Source organism: Paenibacillus sp. P13VS (assembly GCF_015143645.1).
In the GTDB taxonomy this organism is placed as follows: domain Bacteria; phylum Bacillota; class Bacilli; order Paenibacillales; family Paenibacillaceae; genus Paenibacillus; species Paenibacillus xylanilyticus_A.
Genome location: NZ_WYEV01000007.1, coordinates 270,119 through 286,356, shown reverse-complemented (window position 1 = coordinate 286,356; position 16,238 = coordinate 270,119). Strand labels below are relative to the sequence as shown.

15 protein-coding genes are annotated in these 16,238 nt (G+C 47.9%); 4 read left to right on the top strand and 11 right to left on the bottom strand.

What is annotated here, in order from left to right:
* Nucleotides 1–51: 51 nt before the first annotated feature.
* Complete coding sequence (locus GUA98_RS19535) at nt 52–822, bottom strand: hypothetical protein (RefSeq protein WP_153979324.1); 771 nt, start codon at nt 820–822, stop codon at nt 52–54.
* A 339-nt stretch (nt 823–1,161) separates the two neighbouring features.
* Here GUA98_RS19535 and yaaA point away from each other — a divergent pair, with 339 nt between their 5' ends.
* A complete protein-coding gene (gene yaaA, locus GUA98_RS19530; RefSeq protein ID WP_193724153.1) occupies nt 1,162–1,914 on the top strand; it encodes a peroxide stress protein YaaA in 753 nt (250 codons plus the stop codon).
* 169 nt (nt 1,915–2,083) lie between these two features.
* Here yaaA and GUA98_RS19525 read toward each other — a convergent pair whose 3' ends face one another.
* Nucleotides 2,084–3,316, bottom strand: coding sequence for a right-handed parallel beta-helix repeat-containing protein (locus GUA98_RS19525; RefSeq protein WP_227779868.1), 1,233 nt, complete (start codon nt 3,314–3,316; stop codon nt 2,084–2,086).
* Between the two features lie 616 nt (nt 3,317–3,932).
* Entirely contained in the window at nt 3,933–5,525 is a 1,593-nt protein-coding gene (locus GUA98_RS19520; RefSeq protein WP_193724152.1) for a catalase, read from the bottom strand.
* Between the two features lie 190 nt (nt 5,526–5,715).
* On the opposite strand from GUA98_RS19520, the gene GUA98_RS19515 reads away from it, so the two are divergent.
* Nucleotides 5,716–7,680 carry an ATP-dependent DNA helicase gene (locus GUA98_RS19515; protein WP_227779825.1) on the top strand — a complete coding sequence of 655 codons (1,965 nt, stop codon included), beginning with the start codon at nt 5,716–5,718 and terminating at the stop codon, nt 7,678–7,680.
* A gap of 257 nt (nt 7,681–7,937) precedes the next feature.
* Here GUA98_RS19515 and cysK read toward each other — a convergent pair whose 3' ends face one another.
* The 4 genes from cysK to GUA98_RS19495 all read right to left on the bottom strand — a co-directional run bounded on the left by cysK (nt 7,938) and on the right by GUA98_RS19495 (nt 11,160).
* Nucleotides 7,938–8,891 carry a cysteine synthase A gene (cysK, locus tag GUA98_RS19510; protein ID WP_193724150.1) on the bottom strand — a complete coding sequence of 318 codons (954 nt, stop codon included), beginning with the start codon at nt 8,889–8,891 and terminating at the stop codon, nt 7,938–7,940.
* A gap of 203 nt (nt 8,892–9,094) precedes the next feature.
* Complete coding sequence (locus GUA98_RS19505) at nt 9,095–9,481, bottom strand: hypothetical protein (protein WP_193724149.1); 387 nt, start codon at nt 9,479–9,481, stop codon at nt 9,095–9,097.
* A 411-nt stretch (nt 9,482–9,892) separates the two neighbouring features.
* Nucleotides 9,893–10,126, bottom strand: a complete 234-nt coding sequence (locus GUA98_RS19500) for a hypothetical protein (RefSeq protein ID WP_095290332.1) — start codon at nt 10,124–10,126, stop codon at nt 9,893–9,895.
* Nucleotides 10,123–11,160, bottom strand: coding sequence for a nucleotide-binding protein (locus GUA98_RS19495; protein ID WP_095290334.1), 1,038 nt, complete (start codon nt 11,158–11,160; stop codon nt 10,123–10,125). The genes GUA98_RS19500 and GUA98_RS19495 overlap by 4 nt, the downstream gene beginning before the upstream one ends.
* 905 nt (nt 11,161–12,065) lie before the next feature.
* On the opposite strand from GUA98_RS19495, the gene GUA98_RS19490 reads away from it, so the two are divergent.
* Nucleotides 12,066–12,788, top strand: coding sequence for a YitT family protein (locus GUA98_RS19490; protein ID WP_153979318.1), 723 nt, complete (start codon nt 12,066–12,068; stop codon nt 12,786–12,788).
* A 122-nt stretch (nt 12,789–12,910) separates the two neighbouring features.
* Here the strand turns inward: GUA98_RS19490 and GUA98_RS19485 are convergent, their stop codons facing one another.
* Nucleotides 12,911–13,363 (bottom strand): DUF2188 domain-containing protein, encoded by a 453-nt coding sequence (locus GUA98_RS19485; protein WP_153979317.1) that lies wholly within the window; start codon nt 13,361–13,363, stop codon nt 12,911–12,913.
* A gap of 204 nt (nt 13,364–13,567) precedes the next feature.
* Between GUA98_RS19485 and GUA98_RS19480 the strand changes: the two genes are divergently transcribed.
* Entirely contained in the window at nt 13,568–14,368 is an 801-nt protein-coding gene (locus GUA98_RS19480; protein WP_193724148.1) for a lipid II flippase family protein, read from the top strand.
* Nucleotides 14,369–14,417: 49 nt separating this feature from the next.
* Here the strand turns inward: GUA98_RS19480 and GUA98_RS19475 are convergent, their stop codons facing one another.
* The 3 genes from GUA98_RS19475 to msrA all read right to left on the bottom strand — a co-directional run bounded on the left by GUA98_RS19475 (nt 14,418) and on the right by msrA (nt 16,192).
* On the bottom strand, nt 14,418–14,819 hold the full coding sequence (locus GUA98_RS19475) for a hypothetical protein (RefSeq protein ID WP_193724147.1): 402 nt from the start codon (nt 14,817–14,819) through the stop codon (nt 14,418–14,420).
* Nucleotides 14,816–15,022, bottom strand: a complete 207-nt coding sequence (locus GUA98_RS19470; RefSeq protein ID WP_095290343.1) for a helix-turn-helix transcriptional regulator — start codon at nt 15,020–15,022, stop codon at nt 14,816–14,818. Before GUA98_RS19470 ends, GUA98_RS19475 begins: the two co-directional genes overlap by 4 nt.
* Nucleotides 15,023–15,229: 207 nt before the next feature.
* Nucleotides 15,230–16,192: a peptide-methionine (S)-S-oxide reductase MsrA gene (msrA, locus tag GUA98_RS19465; RefSeq protein WP_095290345.1), complete on the bottom strand. Its 963-nt coding sequence runs from the start codon at nt 16,190–16,192 to the stop codon at nt 15,230–15,232.
* Between the last annotated feature and the right edge of the window lie 46 nt (nt 16,193–16,238).

Sequence of the window (16,238 nt, the reverse complement as noted above, 5' to 3'; positions counted from 1 at the left end):
GGACAAATGATATCTTAGTATGGAAGCAAATATAAGCTTATAAATTTATTATTACTGTTGGACCGTGATAGGAATATTCAATGAAGTAGGCTCTACGATGGTCTCTCCGGTGTCATAGTCATAGATTCTGTTGAAAACCAATTCAATGGATTCCAGCTTGTCAGGGTCATCTGTATATACGAAACCATAGCCCATATTATCCACGACTACGCCGTCATATTGATGATAAACATAAGGCTTCCTCATGAAATTACGATCTGCTGAGATGGGTTTACCCGTATTGGGATGAATGGAATTCAACCCGTAAAATCCGATATTTTGATCCGTGGTATTTTCTACACTGTAGACGATTTTGATATAAGTCATATCAGGACCGATATCTTCTTGATTCAGAATAGAAATGTTTTTTCGGGATTCCTCAGGAATCTCAAGAGCCTCTAATAATTGAACATCCATAATATGAATCGTTAATGGCCCGAATTCAATACTTTGCTTCAGAGGCACAGCTTTTAACAATTGAAGTTGTCCGCCGTAATCAAATGTACCTGTATCTCCAGGTTCGGACAGAAGCGGTGATGGTTCACTTTCAAAAAGCTTATCCTGAAGGTCACTGGCAGCTTGCTCGAATGGATTATAATCTGGCTTAAGTCCTTTGTATGTTAGTTCGGCCCGGAAAGGCTGTAAACCGGATTCCAAGACAAGCTCAGAATCAGCAGGATGAGGCTGTAACGGAGTGATTTCCAGTGGTGTAGATGTGACGTCATTGGAGCTGCCTGAACCGCCCAAAAGTGCGAGAGCGAGCAGTAAATGAAAAACAAACATAAAAAGCGGCACCCTTTCTCTTTGAAAAATAGCAATTCAAATACATCGTATATAATCATAACAAAACAGCTCATGGTGACCATGAGAATATGGGCCCAACTTCAGCTAATAGCATATTGATAAGTTCTTGCTTTGGTCTAGTAGCAAGGGCCTATGCCAGACAATGTGGGTTCGATCGATTGTTCATTTTGAAATGGTAACCTATACTCCATTCTTTTTGTTCCAAGTTATTCTACATAGACATGAGAGGAAAATATGCTTCACCATTGGATTCGCCTGTCCAATCCTGTACAATGAATAACGATAAAAACAACGGTAGATTAAGGATGGATCAGCACGATGAGAATTATCATATCACCTGCCAAAAAGATGAAGATCGATACCGATCTGATGACCAGCGCGCAGATGCCGCGTTTTATAAACGAGTCAGAACAGCTGTTGAGTGTGCTTCAAAAGTTATCCTATGACGAGCTCAAAGCGTTATGGAAGTGTAATGATGCAATCGCCGAACAGAACATGGAACGTATTCAAAAAATGAATCTAAAAGCCAATCTTACGCCAGCCATCTATGCCTATGAGGGCATTCAGTATCAGTATATGGCAGCGGGTGTTTTTCAGCAGGAAGAACTGGCGTATCTGGAGCAGCATTTGCGCATATTATCCGGTTTTTATGGCATGTTGCGGCCTTTGGACGGGGTTACACCTTATCGGTTGGAGATGCAGGGCAAACTGCAAGGTCCGGGTTTCAGCTCGCTTTATCAATTCTGGGGCAGCAAGCTTGCAGATCAGCTTCAGTCAGAAAGCAATTGTATTCTGAATTTGGCTTCCAAAGAGTACAGCAAAAATATCATTCCTTTTCTGAGCGAGGAAACCCGATTTATCAATTGTGTATTTGGACAAATGGTTAATGGAAAGTTGGTTGAAAAGGCAACCCGCGCCAAAATGGCCAGAGGTGAGATGGTGCGGTATATGGCTGAGCGTAAGATTACAGATGTGCAGGAGATTAGAAGCTTTGATCGGTTAGATTTTGTTTTCTCCGAAGAGAAGTCGGATGAGAGTAATTATGTATTTATATATCCACAGGAGAAATAGCGAAAATTCATAAGTCAGCAGGATCTGCAAAGCAGCTCAAAAGCCCCCTTCACCAAAACCAGCTAATTTGGCTGGTATCGTGAAAGGGGTTCTTCTTTAGACGGTTACATTTTACTCCACATGTGCACTCAATATACAGATTTTAATCTAACTCAAAACGACATACCAACTACCTCGCCCCAATATTTGTACCGGATGGCGTACCCGAGCCAATCAGATCACTGCCTGCAGCAAGCTTCAGGAAATTACCCAGTACTGGCGTCCCATCGCTGCTGCGAGTTACAGATGGTACTAGGGAGACAAAGTCGTCTGCACTCGCGAGCAGGCCTTTGTCATTTACGCTCTTTTTGTTTTTCCACCAGACGTTGGTGCTGCTGACGTCCGTTCCGCTTGTTTTGTCACTGGCGCCGCCCTGGAAGGACAGGTTGTTGGTGAAAAGATGGGTGCCGACATCGAAGGCAAAATTGCTCTGGCCGTTGTTCCAGGACGTGTTGTTTTTCATCTGAATGGAACCGGGATTACTGTTGTATGTGAAGCCATGTTTTTTATTATTAAAGGCAATGCTGTTTTCCACAATATGATTCACGGCAATTTTCTCGCCGCCCAACTTGAAGCCGTTGCCATCACTGTTGGAGGTGGATGTACCATCTGATGTTGCGCCGTTGGCATATGCTATGCTGTTACGGATCGTTACGGCGCCAATAGCCCCCGTATCCGTTTTGCTGTAGAGATCCCAGCCATCGTCCACATTATAGGCAGCGATACATGCGTCGAACAGGTTGCCTGGGCCCACCGTTAATTTGGCGGCAAAACCGTCTGCATCCTCTCCATCATCCGGATCGTAGTTGTTATGGGAATAGGAGCGAATAATCTCATTGTAGGCTGGCCATTCACTCTTGGCAGCAGTGGAGGCATATCGTCCCAGCTGGATGCCCGTATCGCGATTATGGTGAGCTTCAATCTGTTCCAGGCGATTGTAGCTACCACCGATGAAAATTCCGTTATCGCCCGCGCCTTTCACTTCTAGCCCTTTAACCAACCAATAATCCCCGAACATCTGCAAACCCCGATTGGTGGATGAGAAAGCTTGGGCGGAGAAATCGAAGACAGGCTTTTCCGTACCGTAAGCGACCAGATTTTTGCGCTGTCCAGACGTGCCGCTGTTGCCTCGCTCAATCGTAACAGTTTCCGAGAAATTATAGGTTCCGCCGCGCAAAAATATGGTTTTGCCCGGAGCGATCTGGGTCAGTGCATTCGCAAGTGTAGTCGGGCTGGCCAGCGTTCCCGGATTGTTTGCTGATCCGTTAGGAGCGACATATAAATCACCAGCAGCGAGTGCAGCAGGAGTTGTTGCGGCTGACTGTTCCGACGAATTTTGCACACCACTTTCCGTAAGTTCCATCGCACCAGCTAATCCACCACCTAATAGCATTAGAGGAAAAGCGGTACTCAAACACAGATAAGCCATTTTTGATTTCCATGAACGTTCAGAGCATACGGATGGATAAGTAGAAACAGAAGGGAACCATTTCATTGTAAAACCTCCTTGGTTAATGGGATAGTGTATTTCGGTAGGGCACAGGTTCATCGTAAAACGTGTAAGCGTTATCAACAATAATCATTTCATTGGGTCACCTATACAAGCCGGTATGTCAGATGTCGAGGTCACAAGTGCTGCTATTTAAAAAGTGATGCATAATCCTTACATTGGCTGATCGCCTTCATTTAACGAGCAATCGTCTGAAATGAACGCGGGGAAGGGGGCACCAGGATGACAAAATGGCATGAAAACAAGGTTGATCGACCGAAATGAACCTCGACTACATTAAACTTGGAAAGGTCAGACTTGATTGGAAAAGTATTTGTCCATGGGTATAACTCAAAAAGCCCCGATAGCAGCTGCTTTAGGCAGATGGACTATTGGGGCACTGGCCATATCACGTCAAGATCGAAGTTAAATCTCGGGTACGGTACTACGTGTTAATCTCTTCTGTCACCAGCTGTCCTTGTTTCGACTTTTAGTAAGGATCAGCTTCATGACTGCGACGGGATGCTTCTTCCGCGCCTGGTTCATGTTTCGGCTGAACCGTGGCACTGTCATCGGTCGGCACAGACGCCAGTCCTTCAGCTACACGACGACCGTAGTCGGCATCGGCCTGAGTGAAGTGTGAGATCATGCGTTCACGAATGTCCGGTTTACATTTGGAGAGTGCACCTACCAGGTTGCTGACCAGTTCCTCTCGCTCCCAATCTTCGAACGCCCGGTATGTATCACCGGCTTGACCAAAGTCGTTAGGACGCGGAATTTTCTCCCGAACCAGTCGACCTTCAACAAGAGGTTCATGCTCCTTGCCGCGTGGAGCTGCCTCGGACAAACCACCCAGAGAAGAAGGCTCGTAGTTCACATGCGGGTTCTGTCCTGGCGCACGATCAACCTTGTACTGCATCTGACCACCGCTTTGGTTGGTAGCTACGCGATTTTTGGGAGCATTCACAGGCAGCTGAAGATAGTTCGCACCAACCCGGTGACGTTGGGTATCCGAGTAGGAGAAGGTACGCCCTTGCAGCAATTTGTCATCCGAGAAATCGAGCCCATCCACGAGAACTCCTGTGCCAAAAGCAGCTTGTTCCACTTCGTTAAAGTAATCCTCAGGATTGCGGTTCAAGGTCATTTTTCCAACAGGCAAAAACGGAAATTGCTCTGGCGGCCACAGCTTGGTCGGATCGAGTGGGTCGAAGTCCAGCTCCGGATGTTCGCCGTCTTCCATGATCTGAACACACAGTTCCCATTCCGGGTAATCGCCCTGTTCAATCGCATGATACAGATCCAGGGTGGCATGGTTGAATTCCTGTCCCTGAATCTCGCTCGCGTCTTTTTGCAGCAGGTTCCGTATGCCTTGCTTCAGGGGTTCCCAGTGATATTTAATGAGCACGCCCGTGCCTTCTTGGTTTACCCATTTGTATGTATTGACGCCCGATCCCTGCATTTGACGATAATTGGCCGGTATTCCCCATGGAGAGAAGAGGAACGTAATCATATGGGTAGCTTCAGGACTAAGCGAAACGAAGTCGAAAAACCGCTCCATGTCCTGTGCGTTGGTCAACGGATCCGGTTTGAAGGCATGTACCATATCCGGGAATTTCAGCGGGTCACGAATGAAAAAGATTTTCAGGTTGTTGCCAACAAGATCCCAGTTGCCGTCATCGGTATAAAATTTCACAGCGAAGCCACGCGGGTCACGGAGCGTCTCTGGTGAATGCCCACCATGGATTACCGTGGAAAACCGGACAAACACAGGGGTTTGTTTGCCTTTCTCCTGAAACAGACGAGCTCGCGTATATTTGGATACAGGCTCATCACCGGCTGTTCCGTACGCTTCGAATATGCCATGAGCACCAGCACCACGTGCATGTACCACCCGCTCAGGAATACGTTCACGGTCAAAATGCGTAATCTTTTCGAGAAAATGATAATTCTCCAGCGTAGTCGGTCCCCGGCTGCCGACGGTTCGGACATTCTGATTATCCGTGATGGGATGGCCCTGACGATCCGTTAAAGTCTCTGGTGACTTGTCTGGGGAATGCTCTGATTGTGAAGAATGATGATTCATGGAGCACCGCCTTTCCTTTTGATGGATTCGAATATATATTTTCCCTGGATCCTTGTTCTATACATTCCTTGTAGTAAAAAAAGCTTGTCACTTACCTCATGGCGTGAGATAATTAACTTTTGCCCAGCGGCCTTTTTTTGAACGAAAAATGTAAAGGGCTGCTTGTATAAGAATGGAGGCTGACCAAGGATTGTCTACACAACGTTATCCTTTTGCATATGACCCGGCAGAGCCCTTTGTATCCCGTTTGGGAGAGTGGGTGGCCGATGTTTTCTACGATATTTTGCCAGAGTCCGGCTTCGAGGTACGGGATGAACAGATTTTTATGGCGTACCAGCTCGAACGGGCCTATGGAGATAAAAAGACCATCATGGCTGAGGCCGGTGTAGGGACAGGCAAGACGTTAGTCTACCTGCTCTATGCGGTATGTTATGCACGTTATACGGGCAAACCGGCAGTGATTGCCTGCGCCGATGAGTCATTGATTGAACAATTGGTGAAGCCGGGCGGAGATATTGCGAAGCTGGCCGAACATCTGGATCTTCAGGTGGACGCTCGTCTAGGTAAATCACCAGATCAATACGTTTGTTTGAACAAATTAAGTGCGGTAAGATTCGCGGACGAGGATGCGCCTGTCATTGAAGAAGTGCATGAGAGCCTGCCGGATTTCGTGAATACACCTGGAACGCTTCAGGCTTTCCATCCCTATGGTGACCGCAAACAGTATCCGCATTTGAACGATCGCCAGTGGAACAAGATCAACTGGGACCCATTCCAGGATTGCTTTGTTTGTCCAAAAAGACAGCGCTGCGGACTGACGTTATCACGTGATCACTATCGCCGCTCCAAGGACATCATCATCTGTTCCCACGACTACTACATGGAGCATGTGTGGACCTATGAGGCCCGCAAACGCGAAGGACAGCTGCCGCTGCTGCCTGATCACAGCTCGGTTGTCTTTGATGAAGGACATCTGCTGGAAGAGGCAGCGCTGAACGCACTCAGCTACAAACTGAAACACCGCATCTTCGAGGAACTGGTTACCCGGCTTTTGGAGGGGGAGATTCGTGAATCCCTTGCAGAGCGTGTGGACGAAGCGATTGAGAGCAGTGAGCGACTGTTTAGACTGCTGGATACGTATACGGTGGCAATTCCAGGCTCAGAACGGAAGGAAGTTCGTGTAGAAGCGCCACTGCTGCGTGAAATTGAACGTCTGACCAGTGTGCTGGATGCGATTGGGGAAGAGCTGGTATTCGAGAGCGGATTGTTCTCGCTGGATGGGTATCAGATGCGAGTAGTGGAAGAACATCTGGATATGATTCAGACAGCATTGTCCCTGTTCCGCAAGGAAGATGGCTACATCTGCTGGGCTGAAGAGAATGAGGACGAGACGACACTGTCCATCATGCCTCGCACGGTAAAAGAAATCCTGAACGAGCGCGTGTTCAATACCGGGATTCCCATTGTATTCTCATCGGCAACCTTGTCTGTGGACAATTCCTTCCGTTATGTGGCAGACAGTCTGGGGATTGATGATTTTGTATCATTCTCGGTTGCTTCTCCATATGACTATGCGGATAAAATGCAGATGAAGATTACAGATCAAGCCGTACCCGGTCACCCGGAGAACGAAAATCGGATGCGAGAGGCTGTGTCGATGCTTCAGGAAAGTGGCGGCCGTGCGCTTATTCTGTTCCGTACCATGGAAGAGCTGTTAACGTTTAAACAGGACATCGTTCATGTTCCGGAAGCGCAGGGACTGCGATTCATGTACGAAGGCGACCGGGAGATCAGTGATCTGATTGCAGCGTTCCAGCAGGATGAGGAGAGTGTGCTGTGCTCCGTCAATCTGTGGGAGGGGCTGGACGTTCCGGGCCCTTCATTATCCAATGTCATGATCTGGTCGCTCCCGTATCCTCCGCAGGATCCTGTATTCAATGCTAAACGCAGTGCATCGACGGCGCCGTACGAAGAGATTGATCTTCCATACATGCTGCTGCGCGTGAAGCAAGGTCTGGGACGTTTGATTCGCACAAGCAGTGACTCGGGTTCTGCGGTTATTCTCGATGAATCGCTGTATACCAAAAAGGAAGCCAAAGACCGCATTGCAGCCCTGCTTCCCAAAGGTGTGGAATGGACCACGTTGACACACTGATTGGTTTAGTTGCATGTTCTTAAAATGCTTCCTTATCGAAATAAGTTCTTGTTCTCTGCAGATGAATCATCTGTAGGTGAGCAAGAGCTTATTTTTTATTTTGATATGATATTGAGGGTGCCTGAAGTGGAGTTTCCCTTCTTATTCTTTGCTAAACGTGTATCAGGTTCTTGGAGGAAGTGAACGCAAATAGGCTGTCCTCAGTCAACATAATGACTTAAGGGACAGCCTTTTTTGGGAGTACAGATTATGTTGTGTTAAAAAATACCCATGCTCAAATACCGTTCCCCGGTATCCGGCGCAATACAGAGCACTCGGTGACCTGGCCCCAATTCTCGCGCAATGCGCAGTGCGGCCCAGGCCGAAGCACCAGATGAAGGGCCGAGCAGCAGCCCTTCCCGGGCAGCAAGCTGCCGCATGGTATCCAGTGCATCCTCATCGGACACCTGGATAATGGAGTCCCACACGTCGGTATTCAGAATGTCCGGTATGAACCCCGGACTTGTACCGACGAGCTTGTGGGGACCGGGCTCGCCGCCGGAGAGCACGGGTGAACCTTTGGGCTCCACCGCATAGATCCGGATATCCGGCAGCTGCTTGCGCAGCTCTTCACCGGTACCGGTAATGGTGCCCCCTGTGCCCGCGGTTGCAATGAAGGCATCCAGCTTGCCCTCCATCTGCTGCATAATCTCGGGAGCAGTCGTAACCCGGTGAATGTCCGGATTAGCCTGATTCTCGAATTGCTGCGGAATGAAGCTGCCCGGAATGTCAGCGTGAAGCTCTTTCGCTTTGCGGATAGCCCCGGGCATCCGTTCAGCCGCAGGAGTGAGCACGACATCTGCGCCATAGGCTTTCAGAATGTTGATGCGCTCCTTGGACATATTGTCAGGCATGACCAGAATGGCCTTATATCCTTTGGCTGCAGCATTCATGGCGAGACCGATGCCGGTATTGCCGCTGGTAGGTTCGATGATGGTTGCGCCGGGAAGCAGCAGCCCTGCCCGTTCAGCCTGAACGATCAGATTGTAAGCGGCACGGTCCTTGACACTGCCGCTTGGATTGAAATATTCCAGTTTGACATATACGTCAGCAGAGTCGCTGCCTGTGAGCCTGTTCAGTTTTACAGCAGGCGTCTGTCCGATCAACTCCGTGACATCTGCGGCAATGCCTGTATATCTGGTGGATGGTTGGTTACCCGTATTCAAATTCATGAAGTACAACTCCTTGAGTAATGAGACGTCTGAGGAAATTTTCTAATCATAGAGTCTATTCGCCTTAGTATAGACGACAGGCTTTTTTTGTTTTAGAAAGAATTCATTCCACGTCTAATATAGGTTCATCGTTGATAACGATAACGTTCCATTCCATCTTAATGAACCCGGCCGCTTCGGGTCAACCTGTATTCCGGTTCAAGCTACATGCGCTGCGTCAGATCAATATGCAGATGTCGGCTGAGTTCTTGCTTGACTTCATTACGTGCGAACGTCCAGAGCATGTAGAACCGCTGCCAATATCCCCTGCACAGGTAGACGGTTTCGATGCCATCCTGTTCACGTTTTTCCTCAAGAATTTTGACACCGCGTTTCCGCATCTGCTGCCGAACTGCCAGCATTTCTTGTAGTACCTGATTTTGAATGCGGGTCAGGGATAGAACGTACACCTCGGACATTTTCAGCAGAAGTGAATCCAGGGTGTGAATATCCCGTTCAAGCACATCCAGCAGCAGGGTATGCACGACAAGGCTTTTAACCAATCGATGGTCTTCATCCGTAGGAGATGGGGCGGAAGGGGAGGATGACATACATTCACTTCCTTAACCTTGAATTCGAACATATATATTTACAGAACATGTGTTCTTATATTATAATCAATATATGCAATGATGATACGGAATACAACAAGAAAAAAATGGGACTGGGCTTTCAGCAGGCCATGTACATTCATGATGGGCATGATTGATCAGGACAAGCATACTCCAAATTTTAGGTATAATTTCTGGGTTATGCAGGAAACCTAAGAGCGTAAGAAATGGCCTAATGCAATTGCAGCACTGGATTCTTAAGCTTTCCGAGGTTAGTGGGGAGAGGTGTTCATTTCCGGTTGGTTGGTTTAATTGCGGGAGAATGGTCAACAAAAAAGCCCCTGCCTTGGGCGGCGGGGCCTGAACGTACTGCCGATTTCAGCGGCAGGATGAAGAACAATGCATAGAAAGTTAAGCTAAATATTGAGGTTTCTCGTACAGAGCTTCTTTTTCCAGGATGACCTTATAAGGTCGTTCCTTCCCCTTAAGCGAGGGGCCGATCGTGATTAGCGGGACGGCCGGTTTGTGGAAACGATCTTCTTCCTTAGGTTCCGGAACCGGTCGTGATGATTCGGGCGCAGAGCTGAGGCGTACCTTTTTTTCGCTGCCCCAGCGCTTGCTTATTTTTTTCATTTCCGGTTTCATTCCGGTTCGCCTCCTAACAAATCGTTGATGGCGTTGAACAGTTGACGATTCTGTAGGTCAATCTGTTGAAATACCGCCTCATCCGCTTCTATATGTCCAATAATATGAACCGTAATCACATACCTCTTGGCTACAGGATAGCATAGCAGATATTCTTTCTCAAGGTAATCGTCATACAGGTTAATCTTGATTTTATTTTCACGGTAAGAATCAATGACCAGAATGCGCTTTGGGTCATCTGGCTCTTTGTCGTCATTGGCAGACAACTCATATTTTCTCCCCGGTTCCCCTACATTACCACATAATTGCTCGATATAACCACTGTCATCTGTACGGTATATGGCTGTACCACGTACTGCGAATGGAGGATGGGACACAAATGCCGTACGAAGGGCATCACTCATTCGGTCGAGCATGACGGCATCCGCTTTGCGAACCCGCAGCAACTCTCTGAAGAACCTCAGAAGCTTTAGCAATTGCAGCCGTGCTTCTCCTTCAGTCACTTTATGCTGATTGATGATTTTCTCCAATTCTGGATCTACCCATCGTCCTTGTTCTTCTATACTGTCAGCAATTTTGGAGCATGCAACCGACACGGCTGGCGCCCACTTGCCATCAGAACGAATCTCATAGACCAGTGGATTCAAGCCAAGAAGATCAGTAGGCATACGCAAGCCCTCGATTTTTGCAGCATCCTTGATGTCTGTAATATCCTCCGGAAGAATGAAAAAAATACGCTTTCGTCCCAAACGGCCCATAAACAAACCCATTTCCAGCATTGTATTATCCCTGACAGATGCATAGTACTTCCCGCGAATTTTGGATATATCATCCGGATGAAAAATAAAAATGGCAAAGTCCGTCGTGCGCACCTCTGTTTCCAGATCGTCCATCGTATAGCTGCTTGGATTGAAAACACCGGAGTACCAAGGAGTAACTTCGGCTGAGAAACGCAAATTTTCGTGTACTGCGGCTGCAATCGGCTTCGCTTCCAGCGAGCAGCCAATAAAGACTCTTGGCTTCAACGTTTTCATCAATCCGCCTCGCTTAAACGGTAGTGGGAATCAATTGTTATATTATACCATAAAAAGCAGAGTAAGTCTGGAAAACGTCCGCGCTGGTCAAGAATGAGCCGATTTTCGTTTGCTATAGTGTATGTGAAAGCTCCCGAGGATTCCTTCGAAATTCGCACAAAAATAAAAAATAGCCCCAATTTGTCACGTTTGGGTGACTGACAGTTATATTCGCCATCATCGGTCATAGAATGAAGGAGCAGGTTGCACCATTAGTAAGCATTGATTGTCCTGGTGTGGCTGTTTGCCTGCTGGAGCCGCCCAGAGCATGCTTTATGCGCATTTTTGAAGGGTCTGCTGTTTAGACCCGTCCACGTCGGTGTTATATAATAGAAGAACAAGCAAGTTAGCTATAGAAGTTTAAACTGGATAGAGAAATTACATGTTTTTTATCAGACGGTCATTTACACGGAACGAAGAGTGCAGAACCCATCTGGAGAAGCGAAGCACTCGCGTTTATCACCGAATTTTTCCCTTAGGAGAAGGGAATCAAAAAAATTCCGGGGATAACAGCGATCGGAAGAGGGTACTGCAATCGTAGTGGTTAAGTGTAAATTTCATGAGTCAAACGTGTGATGTTCGCCAGTTTAATTGAAAGAGCTAACCACAAACAGACAGAAAGGATCAGGATACCATGAGTTCCCGAAGGACAATCTCCCCAAGGACGATCTGGAAACGTTACGATCTCTCATACACTTAGCGCCCCTTGTAGAGTAAACCAACCGTATTCACAAAAACGGCTGACTCTGCGAAAGAGGGGATTGGAATGAATATTCGAAGGACAAATACGATGATTTCTTCCAGGCTTGCCTTTTGCAGGGTACGGTCGGTCTAAAAACCAACCTACAAACTGCGAGGGAACCTGAATGAAGAGAACATCGTTAACCAAACAACACATTAAGGCTGAGGCGGGAAAACTCGCCATCATGCTGCTCGGTACTTTTATTTTGGCATTTGCTTACTATCACATTAATTTTCAGAATCATTTATCGGAGGGCGGATTTGTCGGTCTGGCCCTGCTCGGAAAATACGCGACGGGGTTATCGCCTGCCATTGGCATGCTGTTACTCGACATTCCGGTCATGATCCTGGCCTGGTTCATCAAAGGCTGGAAGTTCATGATTCAGGCGCTGATTGGCGTCGGCGCATTCTCCCTGTTCTATGACGGCTTTGAGCGATACTCGACATTGCAGATGTCATTCAACGGAAACCTGTGGATTCCTGCAGTCCTATCCGGCATATTGACGGGGGTAGGCGCAGGGATCGTGCTCCGATTCGGCGGAGCGACAGGCGGAGATGATATCCTTGCCGTGCTCGTTAGCCGCTGGAAGGGATGGAAGCTGGGAACCGTCTTCTTTGTCAGCGATGCGTTTGTGCTGGGCTTATCCCTTTTCTTTCTTCCGGTAAAAGAAACTTTATATACCATTCTGGCCGTGTGGATTGCCAGCAAAGTCATTACGTACGTGGTCAGTGTTCCGGTACGCCGGACCGTTACGACCTCAGCTGTGAAGGTATCCATACCTTCCGCAGCCAAGGCGGTGACTTCCCCTGCACCACGGACTTCAGTGGCGAGAGGAGTAACACAATAAATGAAAGGTACCAAAAAGTCCTTTTGACTGCCTGAGCGGCAGTGAAAAGGACTTTTTTTGTTGCTTTTTACACGGAGAAGCTGTTTTCATATGGTTCACTATCAGAGTGATGCACAAACCTGTCAGGGTTTAATGGAAGAAGCAATCTGTCCATCCTGGTTGTGAATAATAGCCCGAATGTTCTGCTCTCCGCTGATTTCCTTGGCGGCATCCACCGCTTCAGATTTGGTGTCAAACGTGGATACATATTGGGATTGACCCTCTTCCTTAATGGCCCAGCCCGATTCCGTAGGTACGACGTGAATATTGTCATGGCTTTTGGAAGAGGAGACAGGTTCTGAATGGCGACGTTTGGAAGCAGAACCGCTATCATCCGATGACCGGCCCGAATCCGTTGAACCCGATGCAGGGTGGTTCTCATCCCATTCTTCGGCTTTGGCAGTGGCTATTGCTATTGCGCGTCCTTCCTCATACCCGTCATCCAGCAGGGCATTGGCGATTTCAATCGCCTTATTTCGGATACGGGGCTCCAGATTTTTCATGGATACCGGATAATCATTCTTATTCCAAGGCATGTCTGAATCCCTCCTAGAGAGTAATCTTGGTTAGTTGTATATTACCCTGTGGGAGAAGGGATAAACGACAAAATGGACTGGCTGTGAAGGGGTAATGATTTGTCATACCGAGATGGCATTCCTATACTTTTGCAAGCTGGAGGGGTATAATGCTGTCACATGTACAAAAAGTCCAATACAGGAAAATAAAAGGAGTACAATCTAATGTTCAGTCTAAGTCTGGCTATTCCGATGCTGTTTACCATGCTTATTCATGCCGCAGACAGCCTGTCTTATGCGCTTCGTCTTGGCGGGCTAAGAACTCGCAGAATTGCGCTGGCCCTTTCCTTGTCGGGGATTCTGCTGCTGGTATCACGTACATCCAACATGGCCCAGGGACCGATGGTAGGGAATTTGGTGGATAACGCAACAAATGGAGGGAACTCACATTTTGCCGTGCAGCTGCACTGGCTGATGGGGGCGGCAACAGCAGGGACTGCCATGGCCATATTGTGTTTTCCAACGATGGTGAAGCTTGCGTCCAGAATGGTTGTGCATTTTGAAGCAGCGGGGTCCATTCCGGGGATGGTACGCGGGTTGCTGAACGGCACCAAAATCAGAAACGCAGCCTACTATATTACGCCGCCTTCCTGGAAAATGGCTAAGCGGCTAGTGCAGCATGGAATGCCGAGACGTTTGATGACGCTTAATGTAGCGGTGACAGCCATTTATACGACGGGTGTATTATCGAGTTTGTACGCAGCTTACCTGTATCCAGGGCAGGCCGTGGCTGCCTCCCAATCGACAGGGCTGATTAACGGAATTGCGACCATTTTGCTGACGATCCTGATCGATCCGCGAATTTCCCTGCTCAGTGACAAATCCCTGCGAGGCGAAATCCGTTTGGACCGAATGAATCAGATCTATGGCTGCATGCTGGTATCCCGTTTATTCGGCACGCTTGTGGCCCAGCTGCTGCTCATTCCATTTGCATACTGGATCGGCTGGGTCGTCAGCTGGATGTGAAGAAGTAAATGGAACAGGACATCAGGGGAGTGATGCTGCGCAGAACACGTTAATCCTCTGTTGTCCTGTATTTGCGCATGTGAACCCATTCGATAAAAGGCAGCGTAACCATGGAAAGTCCGAGCAACGATAATAGCAGGATGCTTGGCTTTTCATGAATCCATTGATCTATGCCAACGGCCACCAGAATGAACAGGGTCAGTATAAAATATCCCACCTTCGAGCTCTGCTCCGTAATGCGTCTGCCCAGTTCCTCATCCTCACGCACCCCATCCCGATCCTCTTTGGTCCCCCAAGTCAGGGCTGACAGGAAAAGGATCGTAACTGCACCAAGTGAAGCAATATCATTTAATCCAATGTCCCTTCCTGTTGCAGTACGATAAATAACGGTAGCTAGCACAATAAATGCAGCAGCACCTGTAAGTGTCATTTTCCAATGCTTTATTTTCATTCTGAATTCTTCCTTTCGTACTGAAATAACTGCTCGATGGTGACCTCAAGCGCCTCGGAAATGGCAAAGGCGAGCGGAAGGCTGGGGTCGTATTTGTCATTCTCTATGGCGTTAATGGTTTGTCTGCTGACGTCGCACAACTCGGCGAGTTTGCCCTGGGATATGCCCAGCTCTTCACGCAGCAGCTTAATGCGGTTTTGCATGAATCAACCTCTTTTCTTGCCCCTAGGTTGTAAAGAACTCTTTACAGCTGTATTGTAAAAGGAAAAAAGTGTAGGTGTCAAGAACTCTTTACATGTCTTATCTGATTCAAATAGGAACATGAAAAAAGCAGGAGTAACGGTGATAACCCGCTGCTCCTGCTTTTTTGGACCGTGTTTTGGTTCCACGGTCAGGCAGTCGTATTTAATTTATTTGAAGAGGACTGCATACTCGCCGTATCCCTCTTTTTGCAAGTCTTCCTTTGGTACAAAGCGAAGAGCGGCGGAGTTAATGCAGTAACGCATACCACCCGCCTCGACAGGACCGTCGTTAAACAGGTGCCCCAGATGGGAATCTCCTTCACGGCTTCTGACTTCCGTACGAATCATGAAATGGCTGAGATCTGTTTTTTCCTTCACGTTGTAATCACGCAATGGACGCGTGAAGCTTGGCCAGCCGCAGCCGGAATCGTACTTGTCTGTTGAACTGAAGAGAGGCTCGCCAGAAACGATATCCACATAGATTCCGTCACCGTGGTGATCCCAGAACTCGTTGTGGAACGCTGGTTCTGTTGCATTATTCTGGGTCACTTCGTATTGAAGTGGAGTCAGACGCTCTTTCAGATTGCTTTTATCCACATTGCCGGACCAGTTGCGCTCGATAAAGTCTTCACGTCCGGAGCCTTTGCGATACCGCTTGTAGTGAGCCGGATTTTTGTGGTGGTAGTCCTGATGATGTTCTTCCGCCTCATAGAATGGTTTGGCAGGCAAAATAGGTGTGAAGATCGGTTTATCAAATCGTCCGCTCTGCTCCAGAGCTGCCTTGGAGGCTTCTGCAATCTGACGCTGTTCTTCGTTGTGGTAGAAGATAGCCGTCTGATATGAAGATCCCCGGTCATGGAATTGTCCACCCGTATCCGTCGGATCGATCTGCTGCCAGAATAACTCGACGAGCTTCTCATAAGGGAAGATGGAAGGATCAAACGTAATTTGAACGGCCTCTACATGTCCTGTCGTTTCCGAACAGACTTCCTCATATGTGGGATTCTCGGTATGTCCTCCTGTATAACCCGATACGATCTTGTGGATTCCGGGCAGTTCCTCAAAGGGGGATACCATACACCAGAAGCATCCGCCTGCAAATGTTGCTTTTTCGCTTGAATGTTGTTCCATGCTATAGTCACTCCATTTCTGATGAAGATTAATGAATTTGGCTTAC

Coding starts and splice junctions, on each gene's coding strand:
- GUA98_RS19525 (WP_227779868.1), bottom strand. CDS start 3,316: ATGGAACTTACGGAAAGTGGTGTGCAAAATTCGTCGGAACAGTCAGCC.
- cysK (WP_193724150.1), bottom strand. CDS start 8,891: ATGAATTTGAATACGGGTAACCAACCATCCACCAGATATACAGGCATT.
- GUA98_RS19490 (WP_153979318.1), top strand. CDS start 12,066: ATGAAGAGAACATCGTTAACCAAACAACACATTAAGGCTGAGGCGGGA.
- GUA98_RS19535 (WP_153979324.1), bottom strand. CDS start 822: ATGTTTGTTTTTCATTTACTGCTCGCTCTCGCACTTTTGGGCGGTTCA.
- GUA98_RS19485 (WP_153979317.1), bottom strand. CDS start 13,363: ATGCCTTGGAATAAGAATGATTATCCGGTATCCATGAAAAATCTGGAG.
- GUA98_RS19475 (WP_193724147.1), bottom strand. CDS start 14,819: ATGAAAATAAAGCATTGGAAAATGACACTTACAGGTGCTGCTGCATTT.
- yaaA (WP_193724153.1), top strand. CDS start 1,162: ATGAGAATTATCATATCACCTGCCAAAAAGATGAAGATCGATACCGAT.
- GUA98_RS19520 (WP_193724152.1), bottom strand. CDS start 5,525: ATGAATCATCATTCTTCACAATCAGAGCATTCCCCAGACAAGTCACCA.
- GUA98_RS19500 (WP_095290332.1), bottom strand. CDS start 10,126: ATGAAACCGGAAATGAAAAAAATAAGCAAGCGCTGGGGCAGCGAAAAA.
- GUA98_RS19505 (WP_193724149.1), bottom strand. CDS start 9,481: ATGTCATCCTCCCCTTCCGCCCCATCTCCTACGGATGAAGACCATCGA.
- msrA (WP_095290345.1), bottom strand. CDS start 16,192: ATGGAACAACATTCAAGCGAAAAAGCAACATTTGCAGGCGGATGCTTC.
- GUA98_RS19495 (WP_095290334.1), bottom strand. CDS start 11,160: ATGAAAACGTTGAAGCCAAGAGTCTTTATTGGCTGCTCGCTGGAAGCG.
- GUA98_RS19470 (WP_095290343.1), bottom strand. CDS start 15,022: ATGCAAAACCGCATTAAGCTGCTGCGTGAAGAGCTGGGCATATCCCAG.
- GUA98_RS19480 (WP_193724148.1), top strand. CDS start 13,568: ATGTTCAGTCTAAGTCTGGCTATTCCGATGCTGTTTACCATGCTTATT.